20 protein-coding genes are annotated in these 24,244 nt (G+C 47.8%); 10 read left to right on the forward strand and 10 right to left on the reverse strand.

Annotation, left to right across the window (positions count from 1 at the left end; all coding sequences use genetic code 11):
• Nucleotides 1-57 precede the first annotated feature (57 nt).
• On the forward strand, nt 58-498 hold the full coding sequence (locus AB8599_RS18440) for a DUF3291 domain-containing protein (protein WP_407334357.1): 441 nt from the start codon (nt 58-60) through the stop codon (nt 496-498).
• 287 nt (nt 499-785) lie between these two features.
• On the forward strand, nt 786-1,139 hold the full coding sequence (locus tag AB8599_RS18445; RefSeq protein ID WP_407334358.1) for a VOC family protein: 354 nt from the start codon (nt 786-788) through the stop codon (nt 1,137-1,139).
• A gap of 108 nt (nt 1,140-1,247) precedes the next feature.
• On the opposite strand, the gene AB8599_RS18450 is transcribed toward AB8599_RS18445, so the two are convergent.
• The 3 genes from AB8599_RS18450 to AB8599_RS18460 all read right to left on the reverse strand — a co-directional run bounded on the left by AB8599_RS18450 (nt 1,248) and on the right by AB8599_RS18460 (nt 3,045).
• Complete coding sequence (locus tag AB8599_RS18450) at nt 1,248-1,700, reverse strand: L-alanine exporter AlaE (RefSeq protein WP_407334359.1); 453 nt, start codon at nt 1,698-1,700, stop codon at nt 1,248-1,250.
• Between the two features lie 209 nt (nt 1,701-1,909).
• A complete protein-coding gene (locus AB8599_RS18455) occupies nt 1,910-2,431 on the reverse strand; it encodes a hypothetical protein (protein WP_407334360.1) in 522 nt (173 codons plus the stop codon).
• A 158-nt stretch (nt 2,432-2,589) separates the two neighbouring features.
• Nucleotides 2,590-3,045, reverse strand: a complete 456-nt coding sequence (locus AB8599_RS18460; RefSeq protein ID WP_407334361.1) for a hypothetical protein — start codon at nt 3,043-3,045, stop codon at nt 2,590-2,592.
• A gap of 266 nt (nt 3,046-3,311) precedes the next feature.
• On the opposite strand from AB8599_RS18460, the gene AB8599_RS18465 reads away from it, so the two are divergent.
• The 3 genes from AB8599_RS18465 to AB8599_RS18475 all read left to right on the forward strand — a co-directional run bounded on the left by AB8599_RS18465 (nt 3,312) and on the right by AB8599_RS18475 (nt 4,975).
• On the forward strand, nt 3,312-3,641 hold the full coding sequence (locus AB8599_RS18465; protein ID WP_407334362.1) for a hypothetical protein: 330 nt from the start codon (nt 3,312-3,314) through the stop codon (nt 3,639-3,641).
• Nucleotides 3,642-3,789: 148 nt separating this feature from the next.
• On the forward strand, nt 3,790-4,299 hold the full coding sequence (locus AB8599_RS18470) for a CreA family protein (RefSeq protein ID WP_407334363.1): 510 nt from the start codon (nt 3,790-3,792) through the stop codon (nt 4,297-4,299).
• A gap of 100 nt (nt 4,300-4,399) precedes the next feature.
• Nucleotides 4,400-4,975 carry a DUF1415 domain-containing protein gene (locus AB8599_RS18475; protein WP_407334364.1) on the forward strand — a complete coding sequence of 192 codons (576 nt, stop codon included), beginning with the start codon at nt 4,400-4,402 and terminating at the stop codon, nt 4,973-4,975.
• A 12-nt stretch (nt 4,976-4,987) separates the two neighbouring features.
• Here AB8599_RS18475 and AB8599_RS18480 read toward each other — a convergent pair whose 3' ends face one another.
• Nucleotides 4,988-5,653, reverse strand: a complete 666-nt coding sequence (locus tag AB8599_RS18480; protein ID WP_407334365.1) for a fumarylacetoacetate hydrolase family protein — start codon at nt 5,651-5,653, stop codon at nt 4,988-4,990.
• 296 nt (nt 5,654-5,949) lie between these two features.
• On the opposite strand from AB8599_RS18480, the gene AB8599_RS18485 reads away from it, so the two are divergent.
• The 3 genes from AB8599_RS18485 to yieH all read left to right on the forward strand — a co-directional run bounded on the left by AB8599_RS18485 (nt 5,950) and on the right by yieH (nt 8,399).
• The gene (locus tag AB8599_RS18485) at nt 5,950-6,321 is read left to right on the forward strand and encodes a DUF3302 domain-containing protein (protein ID WP_407334366.1); all 372 of its coding nucleotides are present in this window, start codon (nt 5,950-5,952) and stop codon (nt 6,319-6,321) included.
• The gene (locus AB8599_RS18490; protein ID WP_407334367.1) at nt 6,321-7,451 is read left to right on the forward strand and encodes an HlyD family secretion protein; all 1,131 of its coding nucleotides are present in this window, start codon (nt 6,321-6,323) and stop codon (nt 7,449-7,451) included. The genes AB8599_RS18485 and AB8599_RS18490 overlap by 1 nt, the downstream gene beginning before the upstream one ends.
• A gap of 255 nt (nt 7,452-7,706) precedes the next feature.
• Nucleotides 7,707-8,399: a 6-phosphogluconate phosphatase gene (yieH, locus tag AB8599_RS18495; RefSeq protein WP_407334368.1), complete on the forward strand. Its 693-nt coding sequence runs from the start codon at nt 7,707-7,709 to the stop codon at nt 8,397-8,399.
• A 15-nt stretch (nt 8,400-8,414) separates the two neighbouring features.
• Here yieH and AB8599_RS18500 read toward each other — a convergent pair whose 3' ends face one another.
• The 5 genes from AB8599_RS18500 to AB8599_RS18520 all read right to left on the reverse strand — a co-directional run bounded on the left by AB8599_RS18500 (nt 8,415) and on the right by AB8599_RS18520 (nt 19,731).
• The gene (locus AB8599_RS18500; protein ID WP_407334369.1) at nt 8,415-13,034 is read right to left on the reverse strand and encodes a hypothetical protein; all 4,620 of its coding nucleotides are present in this window, start codon (nt 13,032-13,034) and stop codon (nt 8,415-8,417) included.
• Nucleotides 13,035-13,361: 327 nt separating this feature from the next.
• A complete protein-coding gene (gene putP, locus AB8599_RS18505; RefSeq protein ID WP_407334370.1) occupies nt 13,362-14,858 on the reverse strand; it encodes a sodium/proline symporter PutP in 1,497 nt (498 codons plus the stop codon).
• A 54-nt stretch (nt 14,859-14,912) separates the two neighbouring features.
• Nucleotides 14,913-15,650 carry a delta 1-pyrroline-5-carboxylate dehydrogenase gene (locus AB8599_RS18510; RefSeq protein WP_407334371.1) on the reverse strand — a complete coding sequence of 246 codons (738 nt, stop codon included), beginning with the start codon at nt 15,648-15,650 and terminating at the stop codon, nt 14,913-14,915.
• On the reverse strand, nt 15,647-18,754 hold the full coding sequence (putA, locus tag AB8599_RS18515; RefSeq protein ID WP_407334372.1) for a bifunctional proline dehydrogenase/L-glutamate gamma-semialdehyde dehydrogenase PutA: 3,108 nt from the start codon (nt 18,752-18,754) through the stop codon (nt 15,647-15,649). The genes AB8599_RS18510 and putA overlap by 4 nt, the downstream gene beginning before the upstream one ends.
• 203 nt (nt 18,755-18,957) lie before the next feature.
• A complete protein-coding gene (locus AB8599_RS18520) occupies nt 18,958-19,731 on the reverse strand; it encodes a helix-turn-helix domain-containing protein (RefSeq protein ID WP_407334432.1) in 774 nt (257 codons plus the stop codon).
• Between the two features lie 663 nt (nt 19,732-20,394).
• Between AB8599_RS18520 and AB8599_RS18525 the strand changes: the two genes are divergently transcribed.
• Complete coding sequence (locus AB8599_RS18525; protein ID WP_407334373.1) at nt 20,395-22,233, forward strand: SUMF1/EgtB/PvdO family nonheme iron enzyme; 1,839 nt, start codon at nt 20,395-20,397, stop codon at nt 22,231-22,233.
• A gap of 481 nt (nt 22,234-22,714) precedes the next feature.
• Nucleotides 22,715-23,428 carry a PAS domain-containing protein gene (locus AB8599_RS18530; protein WP_407334374.1) on the forward strand — a complete coding sequence of 238 codons (714 nt, stop codon included), beginning with the start codon at nt 22,715-22,717 and terminating at the stop codon, nt 23,426-23,428.
• A gap of 130 nt (nt 23,429-23,558) precedes the next feature.
• Here AB8599_RS18530 and pdxH read toward each other — a convergent pair whose 3' ends face one another.
• Entirely contained in the window at nt 23,559-24,197 is a 639-nt protein-coding gene (pdxH, locus tag AB8599_RS18535; protein ID WP_407334375.1) for a pyridoxamine 5'-phosphate oxidase, read from the reverse strand.
• Between the last annotated feature and the right edge of the window lie 47 nt (nt 24,198-24,244).

Here is a 24,244-nt window from a genome sequence, read left to right on the forward strand (position 1 = left end):
TCGCACGCTCCAACATGGCACTGTTAATCATCCCCTTCCGTATCTTGGAGTCTTATTGTGCAACTGGCTGAATTGAATATCGCAAAAGCAAAAGCGTCAATGGACGACCCAATCATGCGTGATTTTGTCGATAACCTAGACCCCGTCAACGCCACTGCGGAAGCCTCACCGGGTTTTATATGGCGGCTAAAAGATGATTCAGGTAACGCGACCGAGCTTCAGGTATTTGATGACCCTAATTTACTGGTCAATTTATCGGTTTGGGAATCGGTAGAATCATTAAAGACGTTTATGTTCAAAACTCATCATTTGGGCATCATGAAACGCCGCGCAGAATGGTTTGAAAAGCCCAAAACACACACCTACGTGATGTGGTGGATTGAAGACGGACACATCCCGACGACACAAGAAGCCATCGAACGCTTGGCGTATCTTCGCGAACATGGCGAAAGCGAGTATGCCTTTACCTTTACAAACCTATTTTCACCCCCTGCATAACATGACTCTGAGCCTGATCAATATCCCTGTTTTGGGCTGCAACATACGCAGGCGTTCCGGCACGTTGAAAGCCGTGTCACCACACGGCATTTTGTTTACCGACACTTACGTTAGCATCGCTTAGAAAGTGGCCTTGATCTCAATGGATTGAGGCGGCTTGAATTATCATCACCTCAATCCATTCTCAAAGGCTGCGCGGTTTTTAAGCCAAAACGGACGTTATTTATAAAATCGATATCGTATGTTTTACCCGCCCAAGCCCCCCCCCCCTCAATTGGAGCACGCCAATGAATCAACACGGCAAGATCAACTACGTCGAATTTCCCGCTTGTGACCTTCTCGCCACCAAGTCTTTTTTCTCTGAAGCATTTGGTTGGACGTTCACAGACTTCGGGCCGGATTACACCGCATTTTCTGACCAAGGGTTAGATGGTGGATTCTTTCGTGCCGATCAGCACGCTGACACAGCCAATGGCTCAGCCCTGATCGTATTATTCAGTGACTCACTAGAACAAACAGAAATCAACGTACGCCAAACTGGCGGCAAAATCGTGAAACCTATCTTTGAATTTCCAGGCGGGCGACGCTTTCATTTTACCGAACCCAGCGGCAATGAATTTGCGGTGTGGTCGGATAAATAGAGAGCGAGCCCATTCAATAACATGATGTGAAAGTTGCAGAGATACCATGATCCAAAAGGGGTGCCACATTGGCACCCCTTTTCGATGTTCATTTAATGCGATCTCGCATTACGCACTTAGCTGATTCGGTAAGGATGTTCCGACACGGAAGAACTTGCGGCAGCGCTCTAAAAACACGCCATATACCACACCCAACATGCCGGAAAGCAACGCATTACTCGCCACTGCCGTGACAATTTGGCTTGGCTCTGCACCCACACTGAACAATATGCCTGCGTACACGGGAGACTGGAACGTCACGTAAGCAAAGAAATCTGCTGCGCGCTTGCTCAGACGCGATGCGGAGTGGCGCTTTGCAAATGTCAGTACGCTGTCGCGAAACACGCCATAAGGCCACGCGATCAAAATATTGACCGGGATCGATAGCAGCCTCGATGCCAGCGATTGTTCAAAAGACATACCCGACACGAAGATTTCAATCATCATGCCGGTGACAAAGCAGAAAATAACCATGGCGAACATGTCAGCCACGACAGAACGAACGCGGTTAGCGCCTTTCATTTCTCACCCCAAATATCACATCAAACAAAAGCAACAAAACGCTGCAAAAAAGTCTTAAAACGTAAACACGTTATTCGGCTATTAGACCAAAACACTTACAATTTTAGGTGCTATTTTTTAAAAAATATTCAGACTTTAATGCTATTAATTTCCAATATATCGGAATTTATTTCTGGAGTGACACTTGTGAATTTTGGCGAGTATTTAGCCTATTGGTCGCGCTTCCTTGAAAGGTCTCTTGCCATGATAAGCGCCAGCCCAAGAACCTGAAGGAACAAGGCAAGGTTTCGAAAGAAGGAGATATTACTGCTCAATTCTCGATGGGAATCTGCCAAATGGAGATTATCAAGATATAGCGTGTCGATTTTATTTCGCAGGAGATCCTGCTGCTGGTCAATCTTATCCATAATAAGTGGCATATTATGCTGTGTCAGGGCGGTGTTGGTCATATCGGTGAACGAATCCAACAGTCTCTCACCAAATATTGTGGGTAGTGACTCCATGCTCGGTTTAACCGCCAAAATGACCATGATGGTTTCTCGACGACGCTCGAGCGCATCGAGTTGCTGCCAGCTCAGTTGGATAAGCTGGTTATTGTTGGTTTGTGCTTCGATGACTGACGCTGACTGTTCACCTAAATCATCGATCACGAAATTGGTCATCAACGCTGCAACAATGTTCAACACCAAACCTGTGGCTACAACCACCCACGTGGGTATTCCTATTCGCACGTTTTCGTCCTTTTTCTAAAGGTATAGTTGAGAACAGAACGTGGCGAGACATCAATCCTTTCAATGATGGGCTTTTCTCAGCGATAAAACGCAAAAAGACCAGCATGTGCTGGCCTTCAAATAGCATTCAGGTTTGGCTTTGTCTCAAATAATAGGAATTAGGCGCTTTGCGCCACAGGCATGATCTGCACAAGCTTGAGGTAAGAGTGCAACGCATTGTTCTTATATTCGATAGCAGAGTGGATATTCACTGATTTATTGGCAATCACACGGCTACGATACTTATTGCTGCCTTTGGTGATTTCAATATCAAGGACGCCTTGCTCCAACTTCCAGTGGCCTTTTGTCGGGCGACGATTGAAAAGCGTATATTCTTCTAGTGACCCATCAGCATGCAAAAACAGCTCAGTGATGTAACCGGCACTACACGTTTTTATCCAACGCTGACCGCGAACCTCCGAGGTAGAAAAAGAACGTTTGCTAGACATCCAATCAAAAAGCGCAATCGCGTCAACGTCTGACACATCAGGCAGTTGCTCAATATCCAGCATCGCTGCAGTACCGGACTCACGCATAAAGAGTTGTAAATATGAACTGTTCACCTGTTTTTGCATCTTCTACGCCGCTGTCGTTCCTTGAAAAAGAAGAAGATACCGCCAAACATCAGTTTGCTTCATCTCTCTTTTCGCAGGAATGTTAACCTACGCCGATATCAGTGCACATTTTCAACAACCTGACAGCAAATATCGACAAAGCCGCTAAACAACCGTTCAACGCAGACAATCTTGTTCTGCATCAATAATCAATCATCCGTCTCAGTGGAGAGGCAGGCGTGTGTGAACTATCTTTAATCATGTCATCACATTATGAGGCAACACAGATGCGCTATCTCCTTGTAAAAGCTTTGATTATTGGAATTTTGTCCACACCCACTGTTTTCGCCGCAGAGAAAGAATCTGTGGGGGAAGTGGTTACCGAGAAAAACGAGTCGATCTGTAAACAAAAATTCACTCAGGCGTTGTTTACCCAGCAGCGTATTTTTAGCTCTAATCGCAATGGCGCTGACAATCGTCGTATCGCAGAGAGAAAAATCGAAGCGGCGCGAGAGAAATACAACCTCACCGCCAGCTATTGTGACGCTTACAACGAGCTAAAATCATTCAACCCTGAAAACCTAGATCGCAAGCCCGGTGATGCTCAGTTCAACTGAACACGTCTAACAGTGAACGAACTCGCGCAGCTCAGCGCGTTATGTGACCAATGAATGGCATGACAAGTCGTTGTTAGACAAACAAGGCTTGCCACTGTTAGAGTGAGTCAGCATATTTTCACAACAACGATTAGCAGGTTACCCCGCAATGCGACCCAATTTTTCCTCTGTAGTGTCACTTTCAACATATTCGCGCCCTCTTGTTGCCGCCTGTTTGCTCGCACTGACCATGACGGGCTGCTCGGATAATGAAGTAGGAGATGTAAGCTTGGGTCTTTTCACCACCAAAGACATCAAGATTCAGATTTTCAATGATCCGGAAGTACCGGGCGTGACGTGTCATATCAGTCACGTAAAAGCTGACTTAGATTTTTCTGACCCTTCAGACATGGGCATTTCTTGTCGTCAAACGGGCGAAATTACGGAAGAGATGATTGAAAATGTCGACAAAACCAAATCCGGTGAAGTGATCTTCACTGCCTCGAAAAGCATTTTGTTCAAATCAATGAAAATTCGCCGTATTTTTGATACTGAAAATCAAACTCTGATGTACCTTTCTTATTCCACCAAAGAAACACAAGGCAGCCACAAGCACAGCCTATCAACGGTGCCGCTTTGGGGCACCAAGGCATGGAAAGCGCCTGTTGCGGCGAATTAATCAGCAAGCAAGGGTGATTTACCGTGTAAATCGCCCTTGTGCATAGGCATTTCGCCAGACCCTCGCTACTATAGCCCCTCACAGTCAAAGGGGATTTTTCATGACGACACAATGGTCTGTTCAAGACATCGAACAACAAACCACAGAATGGTTAGAACAGGTCGTCATTGGCCTAAATCTCTGCCCTTTCGCCGCTAAACCACAGCGTAACAAGCAAATCAAAATCGAAGTGTGTTCAGGCACCGACGATCAAGCAGTGATGGATTGCTTGCTCGCGGAACTGACGTTGCTAGACAAAAGTGATGCCGCTGAGCTGGAAACCACACTGGTTGTCACTCCCCATCTTTTTCAAGACTTCGATGACTACAACCAGTTCTTGGATGTGGCCGACATGTTGATTGATCAGTTTGGCTGGCGAGGCACTTATCAAATCGCCAGTTTTCATCCGGACTATTGCTTTGCCGATGTGGAACCTGAAGACGACAGCAACTTAACCAATCGTTCGCCATTCCCTGTATTTCATCTGATCCGCGAAGCGAGTATCGAGAAGGCGTTTAAGTATTACGGTGGAAACGCGGAAGACATTCCACAAATCAACATCGACCGCGTTTGCGGGCTTTCCGACTCAGAGAAAAAAGCCCTGTTTCCCTATTTATTCAGGGCTCAATCGGTTTAGCGCACGAGCAAATTAGGGCGCAGCCACACAGCAAAAATTCGCGAGAATGTCACCCGACAACGATAACACCAGTTCGTCGCCCGCATGCAGTTGGCCGACACCTTTTGGCGTTCCTGTCAGCACAATGTCCCCCGGTAATAGGGTGAAGTATTGAGTAAGATGACAAATCAACGCGATCACGGGTGTTATCATTAGTTGGGTATCGCCTCGCTGACGCGCTTCGCCATTAATATCCAAGCCATACTTGATCGACGCTAAATCCAGTTTTTCATTCGCCACAAACGGGGATTGTACGCAACTGCCATCGAACGCTTTCGCTAGCTCCCACGGCAACCCTTTTTCTTTTAGCGCGCTTTGCGCTTCTCGTCGCGTCAGGTCAAGTGCAACACCTAACCCCACAATCGCTTCTCGCACCTCCGCTTCCGTTGCATGGGTTAACGGCTGACCAATCAGCACGGACAGCTCTGCTTCGTAATGTATAGGGGATAGGGTTTCTTTTAGCACCAGAGAAGAAGACGAGCCCACCAGCGCTGTGGAGGGTTTAATAAACAACACGGGCTCATCAGGAATTGGGTTGTTCAGCTCTTGGGCATGTTCAACGTAATTCCGGCCAATACAAACCACTTTTCCGGCCGGTAACGCAATGTCTTTGCCGTCTTTCCATGTGTGCGAATACATCCCTTCTCCTTTTATTGAAAACATACACCAAAGCAACCTCAAGATGCTTAGGTACAACACCTAACATTGAAATATCAGTGTACTCGATTCCGCCCACAAGCCCACGCCTCAAACAAAAATGGGGAATGACTGTCATCGCTGTTTGTTGGTTCAAAATTATTGGGCATACAAACCATGAGACGGAATGAAAATTCTTATACACTGACAATGCCTTATCCGTGCCCATATCTATTTATGTGTTCAAATGTAGGCAAACAGGTAGGTTTATATCAATATCAAAATTTTAAGGATGAAAAATGAACCTTGATTACATCGCGCTGGCGCTGCTGATTTTTGTCGCGCTGGTGATCTTCTATGGCGTGATAGTGATTCATGACATTCCCTATGAAATCGCGAAAAAGCGAAATCACCCTCACCAAGATGCAATTCACCACGCTGGATGGGTCAGCTTGTTCACGCTGCATGTCCTTTGGCCTTTTTTGTGGATCTGGGCAACGCTGTGGCAACACGACAGAGGTTGGGGCATGAGTACGCTTGAGCACAATCAAGAGTCGATACAGGAGGAGTTAAACGCCCTCAAACAAAGAGTGAAAGAGCTGGAACAACAGCAACCTGCCTCAACGACATCTTCAAACGACAACCAAGCGCAACAGAAAGGTGAAAGCTAATGGATTTACTGCTGATTCTCACTTATACCGCGCTGTGCATCGCTATTTTCAAAATATTTCGTATCCCTTTAAACAAGTGGACAGTGCCTACCGCTGTATTAGGTGGCGTAGTGCTCATTGGTTCATTGATTTTGCTAATGAACTATAACCACCCGCACACATCGCTAGGTGGCAATGTGTATGTCACCACCCCTATCATTCCCAATGTACGCGGACAAGTGGTGGAAGTGCCGGTACAACCCAACCAGCCTTTAAAACAAGGAGACGTGCTATTCAAAATTGACCCAACACGTTTTGAAGCGCGGATGATTGAAGCACAAGCTGCAGTGATTGCGGCAAAACAATCAGCGCTTGCCTTGGAAGCGTCATACCAAACTGCAAAAGCGAACACATTCAAAGCCAAAGCTGAACGTGACCGTACTAAGTTGGAATTTCAACGCTACGAGAAAGGTGCCAAGAAAGGCGCATTTACCGCATCAGACGTTGACAACAAACGTCAATTCTATCTCGCGGCGCAGGCCTCTTTAGCGGCTGCGGAAGCGGAAGAAAGTCGTCAACTGATTGCCCTCGAATCAGTCATCAATGGTGTTAACACCCAAGTTGCTCAGGCGCAGGCGAATTTGGAGCAAGCCCAGTTTGACCTAGACAGCACCATAGTCCGCGCACCAACAGATGGCTTAGTGACACAACTTACACTTCGCCCAGGCATGATGGCAGTACCTATGCCTTTACGTCCGGTGATGACATTTGTGAACGAGGAAAACGATCGTTTTGTGGGCGCGTTTAGACAAAACAGTTTGCTTCGATTGAAGAAAGGCTTTGAGGCTGAATTTATTTTCCGCGCTTTACCCGGCAAAACGTTTAGTGGTGAAGTGGTGGAAGTCATCCCCGCCATTGGTGAAGGGCAAATTCAGGCTCAGGGAGCACTACTGGGAGATGCCTTGTTCAATAAGCAGGGGCGCGCTTTGGTTGTGCTTCAAGTCAACGATGATATGAGCGAGTACAACTTACCAAGCGGCACAAATGTCGAAATTGCGGTTTACTCTGACAGCTTCCACCATGTTTCGATTATGCGTAAAATTCTTATCCGCATGAAGAGCTGGCAGAACTACTTATACCTAGACCACTAACGTTCATTGACACACGTTTTATCTTCTCAAATCCTCGGCTTCCTGAGCCGAGGATCGCTTTCCTCAGTCCCACTTCTAACACATTGACTCACTGATAATAAAACCCGATCTGGCGTTGATTTTTCCCCCGATTAACCACCAATGACAAGACCTAGTTGGCAATTTACTAAATAGCACTTGTCGAATTTCTTAGTCAGGTCAAGGCTTACAGTATGCCCGGTTGTTCAGCCAAGTAAGCAGGTTAATTAAAATCAAATGAATCTTTTTGACTACGACACCCCTTTGTCCTGCGTTATTTTCGACTGTGATGGTACGCTGGTAGACAGTGAAGTTCTCAGCCAAATGGCCATGGTCGACGTGTTCGCCCACTATGATGTCGTGCTTGATTTACAAGAATGTTTGGACAACTTTCAGGGTGGAAAACTGGCGGATGTGTTGCTGCAGACCTGTGAAAGATATGGGTTGTTAATCTCTTTAGATGAGCTGGAACCCCTTTACCGGCATAAGTGCGAATCCTTATTCAAGACTCATCTCACCCCCATTAAAGGCGTGCCTGATTTACTTAACATGCTTGAAGAGGCTGGCGTTGATATGTGCGTCGCGTCGAATGGGCCTGTAGAGAAAATGGAGATGTCACTGAGTATGACGGGATTGCTGCCACATTTTACAGGTCGACTATTCAGTGCGTTTGATGCTAACAGCTGGAAACCTGCGCCGGATTTGCTTCACTACGCAGCGATGAACATGGCATCACCGACAGACCAGTGTTTGTTTGTGGATGACACGATTCTTGGTGTGCAAGCTGGGGTAAACGCAGGCATGCGCACCGTGTATCTGAACGATGGCAAGAAGATGCAAATCGATCACCCTTTAGTAACATGCGTGGGTTCAATCAAGGAGCTCAAATCTTTGATATCATGCCTTCCGCTGTCTAATACTTGGGCGTAGATGGCGCATCAGGAGCTATTGATGTGCTATCAGCATCCCATCTTCGACCATTCGCCCTAGGATTTCAGCACCAGATCCATTCGAGATACCCAGCACGTCGTGGCTGAGATCTGTCAGTGACTTGTTCTCAAACACAATCACTTGGTCTGCGGTGTCGCCATCACTTGCTACCGTCAATGTGGCCTTTCCGTTGTCCTCGATCAGAGACACTAGGTAATCATTAATGTTCTCTGTATTTGCGCCATCGAGTAGATCGGACAAATCCAAGGTGTCCTCGGTAACATCAAAATCGGTAATAATGTCGATGGAATATATGTCTGCGTCACCTTGAAGAAACGCAAAGACATCCGCGCCGACATCTCCGGTAAGGGTATCGCTCCCTTTACCGCCTACAATCAAATCATCACCCAATCCAGCATCAATCACATCATTGCCAGCGCCGCCATACAATTGGTCATCACCCTGATGACCCGCTAACAAATTGGCGTTTTCGTCACCCATCAGCTCAGTCGTATTCACGAGATCACTTAAATCCTGATCGGTATCGTCTATCATCCGAATATCCAGCGTACTTTCAAAATGCAGACCGCTGCTATCATTCACCAATTCATAACTAAACGATTCCAACACGTCGTTTTCGGTGACATCTGTCATCAATTGATAGATGAAATCGCCTTTTTGGTGAGCACCTCCTCCCTCTTCACCATAAATGGTCAACAAGCCATAGGGTGTTTCAATCAGCATGATGCCTTCTGTTGCGTTGTATACCGCCCCGTCAAAGCTAACCGAAGACAGAGACCATTCGCCTGTAAGCTGATCATTGTCGAGCAAGTTACCTTCGGCAATATGCGCACCACTGACTTCACCACTGAGCCCTGCTGTTTGTACACTCGCAACCAAACTGGTGGCATCATCAAAGCTTATCGTCAGCGTGGCTTGATCTAGGTTTGAATCGCTATCAACAACCGTGTAAGTGAAAGCTTCGTCCGCAAGAGACAGGGTTTCTAACGATCCGTAAAGCGCTTCCACTCGCACATTGGCATTGTCTATCACCAAGTAGCGAAAAGAGGTATTTTCTGGCGACTCGATAGTCACATCGCTGCCGGTGTAGGTCGACGATCCCTGACCCACTTGCTCACCATTCGCGCCATACAGATAATAATCGAAGGTGTCATTGGTATTGAGCCCACTCAGAACTAAGATGCTCTGATCAATGTCATCACTAAACCCATACACCAATGCTGCGTAATCACCGCCAGTAACGGCACCTTCAAAAGTAAAGTTATCTGCGGCTAACTCGCTTATCTCAATGTCTTTTAAAATCAGTTTGCCAGTGTCCAGCGTGATATGGGTATCACCATCGACTTGCACCATCACGAGTTCATCGAACGTGTCGATTGAGGTGGCATTCTTGATGATGATGCTGTCGTTACTGGTTTTGAAACCATTCACAGTGTCAGTGCCGGATTCAAACACCACCACATCAGGGCCATTGCCCAATGTTAACGTGTCGTCACCTTCGCCACCGACAAGACGGTCTCCACCTCTGCCGCCGTCCAGAGTATCGTTCCCCGCATCACCATAAAGCACATCTTTGCCATTGCCACCGGAGAGTGTGTCGTTACCTTCTCCGCCATGCAGCTCGTCGACACCATTGCCGCCTTCAATGGTATCGTTCCCGCCATATCCGTAGAGAACGTCATCACCATTGCCGCCATCAATCACATCGTCGCTGGTGTTGGTTGGTGCAGGATTGTCATCATGAATTTCTTGGTTGAACAGGGTGTCCAAATCTAGCCCTGCAGCGGCATTGCCACTAAGGAAGATGTTTTGGTCTAAGCCGGAGCCATAGAAGGTCACGCCATTTGAGCTATCAAATGCCGCGGTAAGCTCGCTCGCATAGAATTGAGTTTGAATGGATGAGATATAGGTGTAGTTGCCGTCTTCCGTCATGGTGAAAGAACCAGACTCAGTCGCAATTGTCACGCTGCCTTCCGTCAGCACGTAGTCATCACCCAGATAACTTACCTGCGTCACGGTAACACCATCGTGCACAGTATCGCTGCCATCGCCATTTAGCCCTGAGAGCACATTGCCAGTAACAGTACCTTGTGCTGCAACCTCATCTTGGTCATCTGCCGCCACAATATCTTCAATACGTGTCACTGACACAGTGGCAGAGGCTTCTGTGGTCGTTGTGCCATCGTTTGCTGTCACAGAGAAAGACATGGATGTGAGCACAGGATCTGCACTGTCGCTATTGATAGCTGCCACACCCGAGGCAGTCAGCAGTACCTGAGTACCACTCAATACAAAGTAGTTGTTGTCGTTGTTGATGAGCGCAATCGATAACTCGTCTTCATCGGCATCAGAGACGGTCAAGGTCGCCACCACATCGTTTTCTGACACAGATTCTTCGGTCAGGTCGTTCACCGTGAGGCTAATCACAGGGTCATTGTCGTTGACACGATTCACTGTAACATCGGCGTCCACGCTGGTTTGACGTTCGCCGTCATCCGCCGTCACACTGAAACTGATGCGACTTAACTCAGCCTCATCATCATTGATGGCGGCGACGCCATCAGCAGTCAATCGCACTTCATTCCCAACGATTTCCAGCCAATTAGCATTGGCAGTCGTCAGGCTGTATTCCAGCGAATATGAATCTAGATCTGATGCAACAATGGTTGCCAGCACTTGGCCTTCAGTGACAGATTCTTCCATGGCGTCGGAGATATTCAACGTGATGGTTGGATCGTTGTCGTTGACGCGATCAATGCTCACTGATTCTGTCACTACCACGGAATAAGTGCCATCAGACGCTTGTACTGATAACGACATCTCCGTGAGAGGGTCTACGCCATCTTGATTGATGGCAGCAACGCCTGTCGCAGTGAGGTACACTTCGTTGCCGGATAGAACGAAGTAGTCACTTTCATTATTTGCCAATGTAAGGGTTATTGGATCATTATCTGCATCGCTCGCTGTCACCGTGGCGACTAACGTCGATTCCGACACCTCTTCTTCCACCAGTGAACTCACCGATATTGATACATTAGGCAAGTTGTCATTGGCGCGACCAACCAAAATCGTATCTGTCGCGGTTGTCTGGTTTTCGCCATCAGAGGCGGTGATAGAAATCGACAAACTGCGTATATCCAACTCATCATCTTGAATCGCATTAACGCCCGTTTCAGTCAATACAACCGTGTTACCAGAAATCGCAAAGTAGCCACTGTCATTGTTTAACAGTGTGAAGTTCAGTTCATCAACGTCAGCATCTGATGCCGTAAACGTCGCGATGGTTTGCCCGACTGATACACTATCTTCCGTTACATCACTCGCAATCAGTGCAATGTCGGGCGCGTTGTCATTTACACGCGTGACCACCACAAGATCAGAAGCACTGGTCTGGAAATCGCCGTCACTCACCGTAATATTGACGGCGATGCCCTCAACGGATAAAGCATCGTTATTGATGGCAGCAACACCTTCTGCGGTCAAAATAACAGTGCCATCTTGCAATGATAGGTACCCGTCGTCATTGTCAGTGAGGGTAAACGTGAGGGTGTTCCCATCAGCATCACTGGCGCTGTAGGTTGCCAATACCATGCCTTCAGTGACCGCTTCTTCAGTTACATTGACTGCATCCACAGTCAGTGTGGGCACGTTGTCGTTCACTTTATTCACGTTCAATGTGCCGCTTGTTTGTTCAATCAATTCGCCATCACTGGCTTCAACAACAATTTCCAGCGAATCAAGCCCAAGGCCATCATCATTAATGGCTTCTACACCAGCCTGCGTCAGAACAACCTGACCATCTTCAATGCGAAAATAGCCTGCTTCGTTGTTGAGCAAGTTAACCGTGACATCGTCATTGTTTGGATCCGTTGCGGTAATCATCGCCACAGCTTGGCCTTCTGACACAGATTCTTCCGTGACATCACTCATCGCCAGCGTCACTGCGGGTGCATTGTTGTCCGTATCAGAATTTGACGGGTCTGAGGGATCTGAAGAGGGTGAAGAATCATTGGGCGATGTCGTGTCTGACGATGGAATTGAAGATGTAGGGGGAACAGAAATCGTCACATCAGGCGTCGTGACGGAGACGATAGACTCTTCGTTTGTTTCGCTTTGATTCAGACGATCGAGAAAGAATCGTTGTAATGCTGACAAAGAGCCCAACTGAAACGACGAGAGGTTATTGGCAGTAAGAAGCTCGACACTTTGGGCGTCTTCTCCTTTGGCTTCTTGCAATAGCTCACTCAAACTAGGGCGGTCACTGCCTGAAGCTTGTACAATCACATTGCCAGCGCCAAAAAATACGGACGAACTGCTTTGTTCTCCCGCCGCAGGATCAGCGCCTTCTGATGGGTCATCGCCTTCTTCGACCCCACGCTTCAACGCATTTACGTCATTATCAGACTCTGGTGGTGGTTCGAAAAGAAAGCCGCTGTTTGGGCCAAGTTGTATCTCACGGTCGCCGTTTTCTTTTAACACGGCACCACCGTTTTCAGTCACAAGCACTTCATCGGGCTTCAGCTCTGCATATTGCTCTGCCGCCCTTACACTTCCATCAGCGGCAAAGATCAGCGCATTGCCTTCAAGCTGTGTAATGATTAATTTGCTCGCCATATTGACGCCCTCGGCTTCTTTCTAACGTTTTGGTGAAGTCATTCGACACGCAATTAAAGTTATAAGACGCATATCCCCATCAGTAACTGTAGCTCATTGATTTCAATTTTGAGCCATTTGTTCCATTTTCAATGCAACAAATGCGCAACAAGCAAGGCTTAATCCAAGATAGTGCCCCTACTAACATATTGATAGAAAATAAAAAAAGGGACGCTTCCGCGTCCCTTTACTGTGTAACCCTGTGTGCAACCATGCTCTAAGTAACTGTGTTCCACTTAGTGTCCACTTAGTTCGAATGCCGCATAAAGCATTCCGTATGTTGTTAGTTTATGGCAACGTTTTTAGGCTCTGCTCATAATCATCGAATGTTTGCATGACCGTGTCCTGTGCGCCGCCTGTCATCTTGCTCACTGATATAATTGCTACAGAAGCAAGAATGAACCCAGGCACAATTTCATAGATATCAAAAATACCGCCCGAGATTTGTTTCCAAACAACCACCGTCGCACCACCGATGATAACCCCAGCAAGCGCACCGTTACGGTTCATGTCTTTCCAGAACAAGCTCAACAATAACGCTGGACCAAAGGCTGCACCAAAACCTGCCCATGCATAAGACACTAAGCCAAGCACTGAGCTTTCCGGATTCATCGCCAGCGCCAATGCCACAACAGAAAGACCAATCACGGCGAAACGACCCACCATCACCACTTCTTTGGTGGATGCTTGAGGACGGAAAACTTGCTTATAAAAATCTTCAGCCAATGCCGAGGAAGAAACCAGCAGTTGCGAGTCCGCGGTGCTCATTACCGCTGCCAAAATAGCCGCTAAAAGAATACCGGCGATAACAGGGTGGAATGCCGCATTCACCAGGTACATGAAAATGGTTTCGCCGTCAGCCAATTCACCACCAAGGTGTTGGTCGACATACAAGATTCCCACCAGACCGATCAGAACCGCACCAGCCATAGAGACCCCACTCCAGATCACCGCAATACGACGCGCTGTCGTAATATCTTTGTTGGTACGCGTCGCCTGAAAACGCGCCAGAATATGTGGTTGTCCGAAGTAACCCAGCCCCCACGCAACCAAAGAGATGATTGCAATCGCAGACAAAGGCTCACCATTGATATCATTCCAAAGCGTTAGCAATTCTGGGTTCTTCGCTTCTAATGCGCCAGGCAGCGCAGTAAACGCACCATCCATGGTCGCAATTGGCACGATCATCAAAGCAGCAGCCATCAACAAGCCCTGAACCAAATCTGTCCAAGACACGGCTAAGAACCCACCAAACAAGGTGTACGACACAACACAAACAGTACCAAGGATCACTGCGGTGCTGTAATCGAGGCCAAATACCGTTTCAAACAGCTTGCCACCAGCAACCAAACCAGAACTGGTATAGAAAAGGAAGAACAGCAAAATGAAGAACGCAGAAATGGTTTGCAGCAGTTTGGATTTGTCTTCAAAACGACGTGAAAGAAACTCTGGAATCGTCAGCGCATTGTCTACTTCGATACTGTATGTACGAAGCCGCTTAGCGCATATCAGCCAATTTAAGTAAGTACCCGCTAACAAGCCTGCTGCGAGCCACAAAGATTCCATGCCAGCGGCATAAGCATAACCAGGCAAACCAAGTAGCAACCAGCCACTCATGTCCGATGCACCGGCAGAAAGTGCGGCTGGCCACGGCCCCAGCGAACGACCACCTAGGAAATAGTCTTCCGAGCTGGATGTACGTTTGTAGGCATAAATACCAATACCAAGCATAAGAATCAGGTACACGATAAACGTGGCGCTGATTGCAACGCTGTTTTCAATCATTCTATTTCCCTCAATACACAGGCGCCCAAAAAGAGGCGCCCAATCCGGTTGGTTTTAATGTTCACCACTACCTAGTTCTAATAAGGTGGCATTGCCCCCTACAGCAGTGATGTTTATGGTTCGCGTTCGCTCTGTAATAAAGCGAAGCAAATAAGTTGGCGATGCCACGATAGGCAGCAGGTCGGCATTGTTCTCAGCGACAAATTGGACCAAAACACCGTCTCGGGCTGCCAAGGTTCGGTTCATTTCAATCAAAAGGGCATCACTGGCCACGGCGGCTACCCCACAAAGAGGCGCGTCCGCTAAAGCGCTGTCAACGTGGTTGAGATCGATCGTGGGCACAAGTCGGTCAGATACGCTTGTTTTGACCAAGTCAGCCAGCAGAGCGTCGGTGTCGTGACGCAATGCAGCAGGCACCGCCACCAGCGCACAATTTCCAGCGACCAAGGCTGCAGTCAACTGTCCAGAAAGAGCAGTCAGCGACAAGCCGTCATCACCCGTGATCAGGAATAAGCCTCGACCTGCGGTATACAATTCATTGGTTTCCCCTGTCGGGCCTGGCATATCATGCACTGGCTCAAGCAAGGTTTCGGCTTGTTGCAGATGGAAACGAATCATCTTTGCAGCAGACACAAAAGCGTCGCCACGTTGCTCTACAGTATCAGACCAAGATGCAAGTATGGTTCGCCGAGCACTGACGCCAATGCCATTCCACTCTTCCCATACCGCTAAGCTCTGAGCGGCCAAGCGCATTACTTCCGTCATATCCTTCATTCCTTGAATATTGCTCATGCCACGACCTCCTCTTTAGTGAAGCGATAGAGATAGTGCGGACCACCCGCTTTGGGGCCAGTGCCTGACAGGCCTTGCCCACCAAAAGGCTGCACACCCACCACCGCACCAACTTGGTCACGGTTGATGTAGCAATTACCGACTTTTACGCGTGCTTCAATGTGGCGATAGGTATTTTCGTTACGGCTGTGAACGCCCAGAGTCAAACCAAAACCTGCTTGGTTGATGTCATCAATCACACGATCAAGATGATCAGCGTGATAACGCACCACATGAAGAATTGGCCCAAAGTGCTCTTGCGACAGCTGAGAAATACTGTTGATTTCAAAAGCCACTGGCGCAATATAAGTACCTACTCGCGTCTCGCTGCCCATCGGTGCTTTCGCAATGAAGGTGCTCGATTTGAACAGTGCGTTCACGTGGTTTTGCAGTTTTTGTTGTGCTAATTCATCAATCACGGGGCCAACGTCAGTGGAATGCTGATAAGGCAAACCCACACGCATTTCGGCCATGGCGCCTTTTATTAGGCCAATAACACGATCTGCAACGTCTTGTTGAACATAGAGCACACGCAGCGCGGAACAGCGCTGTCCAGCAGAAGCAAACGCTGAGCGAATCACATCGCGTGCTACCTGCTCTGGCAACGCCGTGCTATCCACGATCATGGCATTCTGCCCGCCCGTTTCAGCGATGAATGGCACAGGAAGCGCGTGGCGAGATGCCAACGTTTGGTTAATGCGTTGCGCGGTAGGCGTTGAGCCAGTAAACGCGACACCGGCAATGCGATCATCACCTGTGAGCGCACTGCCGACCACGGCGCCAGTACCTGGTAGCAACTGGATAACCCCTTTTGGTATGCCCGTATCAAGCAACATCTCGATCGTGCGGAACGCAATTAACGACGTTTGCTCGGCGGGCTTGGCCACCACAGTGTTACCGGTGACCAATGCCGCTGAAATCTGACCGATAAAAATAGCCAGTGGGAAGTTCCAAGGACTGATACAGGTAAAAACGCCGCGACCTTCACGACGAAGCGTGGCGGTTTCACCATCAAAACGCGTAAAGGTTTGAAGATCACCCATCACTTGTTCAGCTTGCACAGCGTAGTAACGGAGAAAATCGACCGCTTCGCGCACTTCATCGATACTGTCGTGAATGGTTTTGCCCGCTTCACGGTGACAAAGGGCAACCAACTCACCCAAGTTCTCTTCCAGCTTATCCGCAAGCAGAAGTAGGTACTTACCTCTTTCTGTCGCGGGTAAGCTTTTCCATGCGTCTGAACTTTCAGCAGCAACAGAAAGTGCAGTGTCAACATCCTCGGCTGTTGCCCAGCGGATTTGACCGACGTCGATGCGGTGGTCATAAGGCGCAACGACATTGTGGTCGCGACCTAACATGCGTTCGCCATTAATAATCGGACCAGCTTGCCATTGGGTTGCCATGAAGCGTTGAACACTGGCATCGTAAACTTGCCATTCGCTTTCGATGTCAATGGCGACACCTTGCGAATTCTTACGTGATTCACCGAAAATCTCACTCGGCATGGGAATGCGAGGGTTATGCAGTGTCGGGCGCGACGTCAGCATATCGACAGGGTGCAGAGTCAAATCACTCACAGGACAACGCGCATCCACCAAACGGTGAACAAACGAACTGTTAGCGCCGTTTTCTAGCAAGCGACGCACCAAATACGGCAGCAGATCTTTGTGGCTACCAACAGGTGCGTAGATACGCACAGATTGGCCAAACATCGCATGAGCATGAGTATAAAGTGCATCGCCCATGCCGTGCAGGCGTTGGAATTCATAGTTATCATGGCAAGCCATGGCATGAATGGCAGAAACGGTTTGGGCGTTGTGGCTAGCAAACTGAGGAAATATCAGGCCGCTGACGTGCTTAGACAGAAGAAAGCGCGCGCAAGCAAGATACGCAACATCCGTGCCTTCTTTGCGGGTGTAGACCGGATAGCCAGGCAGGCCGTTTTGCTGTGACAGCTTAATTTCACTGTCCCAATACGCCCCCTTGACCAAACGCATTGGGATCGTAGTGTTATTTTCACGCGCCAAGGCGGCAAGCCAGACGATCACTGGCAGTGCGCGTTTTGAGTACGCTTGCACAACCAAACCAAACTGCCCCCAGCCTTTGATGTCTGCATGGGTAAACAGTTTCTCAAACAGCTTTAGCGACAATTCGAGGCGATCCGCTTCTTCTGCATCAATGGTAATGGAAACGTTCAGCTCTCGCGCACGTTTGAGCAAACCCAATACCGTGTCGAACATTTCGCTAAGCACACGATCTTCGTTTGCCACTTCGTAGCGCGGATGGAGCGCAGACAGCTTGATAGATACGGATGGAGAAGGCGCGTCACCAACAGTCAGATGCTTCGAGACGGTTTCTATGGCTTGCATGTAGTCATTGAGGTACTTTTGCGCATCTTGCGAGGTCAGCGCGGCTTCGCCTAGCATATCAAAAGAGTAGGTAAATCCCTTCTGGCGCAGCGGTTTGCCATTATCCAACGCTTCATTGATGTTACGGCCCAGCACAAACTGGTGGCCCATCACTTTCATTGCTTGATGCATCGCCTGACGGATCACAGGCTCAGACATCTTGTTCACTAAGCGGTTGATCACTTTAGTGGGGCCACCTTCTTCACGCTCATCCAAATTGACGACTTTTCCCGTCAACATCAGACCCCACGTTGAAGCGTTTACAAACAACGATTCCGAACCTTTAAGATGCGCTTTCCAATCTGCCACGCCTAACTTGTCGCGAATTAGCGCATCTGCGGTTTTCTTATCAGGAACACGCATCAAGGCTTCAGCCAGACACATCAGCAAGATGCCTTCTCGTGTGTCCAAACTGTATTCGAGTAGCAATGCATCAATCATCTGCACCGCTTTTTTGTCCGCTCGCACACGCTCAATAAGCTCAGCCGCTCGTGATTCTGCTTCACTACGCTCCTGCGCCGATGGCGTTGCCAGCGGAATTAATGATTCAAGCAGCGCACTTTCGTCCACACAGTAGTGGGAAGAAATGGTCGGCCACAAATCTTTCGATGGTTGCTCAAGATAGCTTGGCACCAACACATCGGTCGCTTTCAACATAAGCAGATTCCTCTCTCCTTGAAACCACGAGGCAGTGGTAGATGTTACTAATATGTTAGATTAACGACCGATTCTAGGTGTGATATGACGAGGAGTCTTTCAAAATTCTGCGGCATTATTGCAAAAAACTCCGATGATTAACAAACAGAGAACCGCTAACTCTATTGAGTCACAACAATTTCTTTAAGGTTTAATGACTTAGATCAGTGTTGCTGGCGGAAGCGAGATGGCGACATGCCGAAATATCTCGAAAATGCAGAAGTAAAGCCGCTCTGGGAGGAGAACCCACAGCTATCAGATATTTGGGTAAGGTTAAGTTCGCTGGTACAAAGCAGCTCTTGTGCAAGCTCGAAGCGTTTTTGCAAAACGTATTGATGCGGCGTCACGCCTACTTGCGCTCTGAAAAGCTGATGAAACTGGCTTTCCGCCAGAAACACTGAGCCTGCCATTTGCGCCACGCTGATCTTGCGGCTGATATGTTTGCGAATGTAGAGGTCAATAATGTCCATGTTCAGGCGATGCCCCTGACGACGTGGCGCGAGTTGGTCGCGGAAATGTCGCTCCATCACACAAAGCAAGGTGTCTGCGCACGCACGCCCCAACAACCTATCATCGGGATTGGCCACCATTTCAGCGGTCAGGGCTTTCACCAATACCTGAGCTTGGCTGTCCAACTGAAAATACGCATCGCGCTGAAACAAGGTATCAACCTTCTGTTTCATGTTCAGTTCGCCCATCAACACCGCATCTGGCAAATTGATCACCAAAATTTCATTGTGACCACGCCCAGAAAATGCGTGAAGCTCAGACTCTGACACTAGGCATCCTTGACCCGGCCCAACAAGACTGCCGCGCCCAGAAAGCTCGAACTCCGTTTGGCCTTGTAGCCCAATCACCACCTGACGGTAGTCGTGCGCGTGCAGCGACGGATGATTAGGTAACGCCATAACTTGTGAGTGCTTCAATTCAGATGCCATAGGTTTAATGATAGATGACTTAACTGCTTCCCATTCTGCCACGCTATCCCTGAAAACAAGAAGTAAAATCGAACCGGAAAGATGATCAAGAGATGGTCAAACTACGGGCGATGTCATTTCAACTGCAATTTTGTGCATGATCTCAACAAAAGCACGCCTAAGATCAAAGAAACATCCGCCAACCCACCGATGAACCAGCCACAAAGATAAACCTATATCATTGATAAAAATAAGAATAATAAATTTCAGGCACGATTCGGCAGTCATAATATCGCTTGATCATGCTTTCGATGTTTCTTGCACATGATCAAACCATGATCATCGTTCCGATGAAAAATGATCTTTTATATTTCATCGTACTGTTAAGCAGACCGCGTAATTCATATTCTCCAACAGATCGTCAAAAATATGGCGTTAAATATTAATTGGGTGTCAATGTTTATCATATTTTCATTCTCACCAAGGCATTCGCGCTCACTATTTTTTGGCGCATGACAAATGTGAGTAAATTTATTGAGTTATTTATCAAAATATAGATATTGATTAATAACGATAAGCATCAAATAATTAGTACCATGGACGAGCTAAATAACATTTACGTGTTAATCTAGCTATTTGGGACAAAGCTTTTCTATTGAAATTCTGAGAATAAGCAAGGGACATATGAAAAGTAATCGCATCACCGCGTTAGTATTCGCGTTATCGCCGATACTTCTTAGTGGTCAATCGCTTGCCAATGACGCCAATGTAGCAACCAGTGACCCGGTCGTTGCTCTGGAACAGAAGCTAGCAGACAAAAGAAGTGAAATTGGCATACACGCTGAAAACCTCCAGACGCAAAGAGACAAACTGGATGCTTTACTCGCAGAGCGTGAGTCATTAGCAAGTAAAGCGATCGAACTAGAGAAAAGACGGACAATGGCGCAAGAGCGTCTTGACGAACAATTCCGTCGCCTAATTGAAAATCCGGATACCGACCTTACGCAGTATAAAGATGACTATCAATCGGCATGGAAAGCCGTGAAAGAGAATCAAACTGCAACGCTTGAAAATGACCAACTTGTTGCGGAGCAAACCCGCATTGTTGAAGGCGAAAATCGCCAGAAGCAATTATTGGTAAGCGCACTCGACAATCTGCAAGAGTCGAAAAAAGAAGCGCGCGTGAAGCGTCTTCGTCAAGAACTGACCTTTGCCGATACTATCGAAGTGGTTCACACCATTACGTGTAGCGAATCCATGACGCTAGCAGCATGTTCGAATCAGGGTAAAACCCTGACGATGCAAAAAGCGGTGAATACGTTCCAATCACACGTGCTAGACAAAGTCACGGAATCATCGACTGCCAAGCTCAATGCTAACCGCGTGTCGTTCAACATTCATGTGATGAACAGTAACGTGGTTGATAGTGGTTTTAGCGGTAACAACCGTTACATCACTCGCATGCAAGCTGAAATGCGAAGCCAGCCAGATGAAAATGCAGCCTGTAAGCTCCTCGATTTTGCTGAGCGTTATTGTGTGGAGAAATCTTTCACATCAGCAAAAGCGACGCCAAAACAGCAAGCAAAACGCTGGGTAAATGTAAAAATCCGTTCAAACCGCTTTGAAGACAACGTCACCATCAATGGCGTAACTTACGGATCAACCCCTGTCGAAATCATGCTTCCAGCGGGTCAGCATCAGCTAACTGTTGAAAAGCCTGGCTTCGAACCTTACAGCCGTCAAATGTACATGAATAAAGATTCTGTCGTTTGGGCAAGCCTCAGAGAACAGGAGAACCGTCCTAAACCGGGAAAGCAATTCGCTGACAAACTCTCGAACAATCGGCAGGCCCCTAAAATGGTGGTTATTGGTGCAGGCCAATACAACGTAGGCTTTGAAGCCAAACAGCCTGTGGTTGTCGACCAACCTTTTTCCATTGCTGCGACTCCCGTAACAGTGAAACAATTTGGAGAGTTTGTCGCTGCGACAGGTTATGTCACAGAAGCCGAGGAGGGTCAGGGTTGTACTTCTCTCGTGAACGGTGAGCCTAAACAGCTTCTGAACCATAACTGGCGCAAGCCAGGCTTTGACCAAGCAGATAATGCACCTGTTGTGTGCATTACCCGTGACGATGCACTTGCCTATTCGAAATGGCTGAGCAAACAAACCGGCCACGATTACAAGTTGCCTTCAGAAGTTCAATGGGAAGTTGCTGCCCGAGCAGGTAGTGCTTCAGATTTCTGGTGGGGCAACGACATCGGTGTTGGCAATGCCAATACGGGTTGGAGTGGTACGAGTTGGTCAAACAAAAGCACATCACCCGTTGCCAGCTTCCCAGCAAACCCATTCGGTGTTTATGATACAGCAGGTAATGTGTGGGAGTGGGCTGAAAGTCAGACACCCGTCGCTCGCGGCGGCGCTTGGAGCTTTTCACCAAGCAGTGCGCGTGTTGCTGAACGTTTAGAGCTGAAATCTGACCTAAGCGCCAACTATCTAGGTTTCCGTGTGGTCAGAAACATCTAGTTTGTCCACCGATCACTGATTCAGTCCCTTAAAGCCCGTCACATAATATGACGGGTTTTTTTCATCAGAAATTCCGCAACAATGCATAGAAGACAAGGCAAAAAAATCGAGATCTATATCCCCAATAAAAAACAATTTCATCAATAAATTACAAACTAGTACATTCCCCCCCTGCCCGATTTTCTAGCATCTGAGTATAGTGACGCCTGAGCAGTACATATTGCAGTATGATGCTGTTTAATCACTGAAATTTACCTCGGTGACCCATGCACCCTCGACACATTTACCCAGATACTCGAGCGTACATGGTCTCTTCTACACGTCATACAGGACGACGCTTGTCATGAGCGGAACTCTTGTTTTTACCGGCTTTCTACGAGCCGGTTTTTTTTCGCCTTAAACGCCTAAATTATGATACATTGCCAAAAAACTGCAAACCATTACAATACAATGTAAGTTAAGGTGTTCACCAAGTCGTGCTATGAATATATCTTCTCACCCACCACTTACCGCTGTATTTGAGCATATGCCCGGCTGCTGGGGATGCAAAAACACAGACTCTTTGTTTGTACATGTCAATCAGGAGTTTGCTGATCTTGTCGGAGCAACATCTCCCGATGCGCTCATAGGAAAAACAGATTTCGACATGCCTGCAGCCTTGTCAGCCTATGCGAACACCTTCCAGCAACAAGACAAACAGGTGATGCAAACTGGCCGCTGCATGCGGGTGCTTAACATTCATCCTTACCCGAACGGTCAGTGGCACGCGCATGTCTTTACCAAGGTTCCTTGGTATGACGACAACGGCAAGATCAAAGGCACGTTGTTTCACGGTCAGGCCATCAATAACAGTGCCATCCTGGAAGTCGGACAATGGATTTGTAATGCCATTGGCCACGAGTCTCCCTGCCCACCAAATGCACCACTAACGAACACACATAAGCCGCTCCCATCTCTCACAACAAGAGAATCAGAAGTGCTTTTCCTGCACCTTTATGGCAAAAAACCGCAGCTCATCGCCAAGGTGTTAGGGGTGTCGGTAAAAACAGTCGAAAACCACTTTGCAAATCTGAGGATCAAAATGGGCGCTTCAAGCAAAACAGAGTTGGTCGATAAGGCCCTTGAGTGCGGAGTTGGCTTTTGCATCCCTAATTCGCTTTTGAAACAGCAAATGGCATTGGTGATTTCGGAATAGACTGAATTATTGACAGACAGTCAAAACAAGGGCAACGTCACCCACAAAAAAAGCAGCTTTCGCTGCTTTTTACATGTCCGCTTTGTGCCTTTTAGCTGGCGACATTGACCTTGTAAGCGAAAGAGGGGGCTTAAGGCGCTAAGCGCTCTATGTCCCAATGACCATCATGTTCGTCTTGGTAGATAAACCTATCGTGCAGACGATGCTCACCACCTTGCCAAAACTCCATGGAAGATGGCTTCACGCGAAAACCACCCCAAAATGTAGGGACAGGAACTTCACCTTTATCGAACTGCTGCTTCAGCTCCATGTACTTACTTTCCAGCGCGGTACGCGCAGTAATACGCTCACTTTGACGGCTCGCCCATGCAGCCAGTTGACTCTCTTTCGGACGAGACAAGAAGTACTTCATTACCTCAAGCTTGCTCAGTTTTTCAGCGGTGCCGGTAATATGAACCTGACGCTCCAGCGGATGCCAAGGGAAATGCAAACTAATACGTGCATTGTCAGCCAATTGCTTCGCCTTGCGGCTGCCGAGGTTGGTGTAAAACACAAAACCACCATCATCCACATGTTTTAGCAACACGATTCGCTGAAAAGGCTGACCGTCTTGATCAACGGTAGCGACGGTCATTGCCGTCGGGTCGGGAAGCTTCGCGTCAATGGCTTGTTTGAGCCAATGTTCAAAGAATTGAACAGGGTTTTCAGGCAGGTCTTTGCGTCTCAAACCGCCTTGGTTATATTCTCTTCGAATATCATACAAATCCATTGTGGTGCTCCGATTTTTTGTTTTCGCCATTTTGATGTGGCTTGTCT

Origin of the sequence: Enterovibrio litoreus (assembly GCF_045679545.1) — a bacterium.
GTDB lineage: Bacteria > Pseudomonadota > Gammaproteobacteria > Enterobacterales > Vibrionaceae > Enterovibrio.

What these genes read in the sequence shown, in the direction of transcription:
- AB8599_RS18460 (WP_407334361.1), bottom strand. Translation starts at nt 3,045, where the DNA reads ATGCAAAAACAGGTGAACAGTTCATATTTACAACTCTTTATGCGTGAG.
- AB8599_RS18525 (WP_407334373.1), top strand. Translation starts at nt 20,395, where the DNA reads ATGAAAAGTAATCGCATCACCGCGTTAGTATTCGCGTTATCGCCGATA.
- AB8599_RS18475 (WP_407334364.1), top strand. Translation starts at nt 4,400, where the DNA reads ATGACGACACAATGGTCTGTTCAAGACATCGAACAACAAACCACAGAA.
- AB8599_RS18470 (WP_407334363.1), top strand. Translation starts at nt 3,790, where the DNA reads ATGCGACCCAATTTTTCCTCTGTAGTGTCACTTTCAACATATTCGCGC.
- AB8599_RS18450 (WP_407334359.1), bottom strand. Translation starts at nt 1,700, where the DNA reads ATGAAAGGCGCTAACCGCGTTCGTTCTGTCGTGGCTGACATGTTCGCC.
- pdxH (WP_407334375.1), bottom strand. Translation starts at nt 24,197, where the DNA reads ATGGATTTGTATGATATTCGAAGAGAATATAACCAAGGCGGTTTGAGA.
- AB8599_RS18530 (WP_407334374.1), top strand. Translation starts at nt 22,715, where the DNA reads ATGAATATATCTTCTCACCCACCACTTACCGCTGTATTTGAGCATATG.
- AB8599_RS18490 (WP_407334367.1), top strand. Translation starts at nt 6,321, where the DNA reads ATGGATTTACTGCTGATTCTCACTTATACCGCGCTGTGCATCGCTATT.
- AB8599_RS18465 (WP_407334362.1), top strand. Translation starts at nt 3,312, where the DNA reads ATGCGCTATCTCCTTGTAAAAGCTTTGATTATTGGAATTTTGTCCACA.
- AB8599_RS18480 (WP_407334365.1), bottom strand. Translation starts at nt 5,653, where the DNA reads ATGTATTCGCACACATGGAAAGACGGCAAAGACATTGCGTTACCGGCC.
- putP (WP_407334370.1), bottom strand. Translation starts at nt 14,858, where the DNA reads ATGATTGAAAACAGCGTTGCAATCAGCGCCACGTTTATCGTGTACCTG.
- AB8599_RS18485 (WP_407334366.1), top strand. Translation starts at nt 5,950, where the DNA reads ATGAACCTTGATTACATCGCGCTGGCGCTGCTGATTTTTGTCGCGCTG.
- AB8599_RS18445 (WP_407334358.1), top strand. Translation starts at nt 786, where the DNA reads ATGAATCAACACGGCAAGATCAACTACGTCGAATTTCCCGCTTGTGAC.
- AB8599_RS18510 (WP_407334371.1), bottom strand. Translation starts at nt 15,650, where the DNA reads ATGAGCAATATTCAAGGAATGAAGGATATGACGGAAGTAATGCGCTTG.
- AB8599_RS18500 (WP_407334369.1), bottom strand. Translation starts at nt 13,034, where the DNA reads ATGGCGAGCAAATTAATCATTACACAGCTTGAAGGCAATGCGCTGATC.
- putA (WP_407334372.1), bottom strand. Translation starts at nt 18,754, where the DNA reads ATGTTGAAAGCGACCGATGTGTTGGTGCCAAGCTATCTTGAGCAACCA.
- yieH (WP_407334368.1), top strand. Translation starts at nt 7,707, where the DNA reads ATGAATCTTTTTGACTACGACACCCCTTTGTCCTGCGTTATTTTCGAC.
- AB8599_RS18520 (WP_407334432.1), bottom strand. Translation starts at nt 19,731, where the DNA reads ATGGCATCTGAATTGAAGCACTCACAAGTTATGGCGTTACCTAATCAT.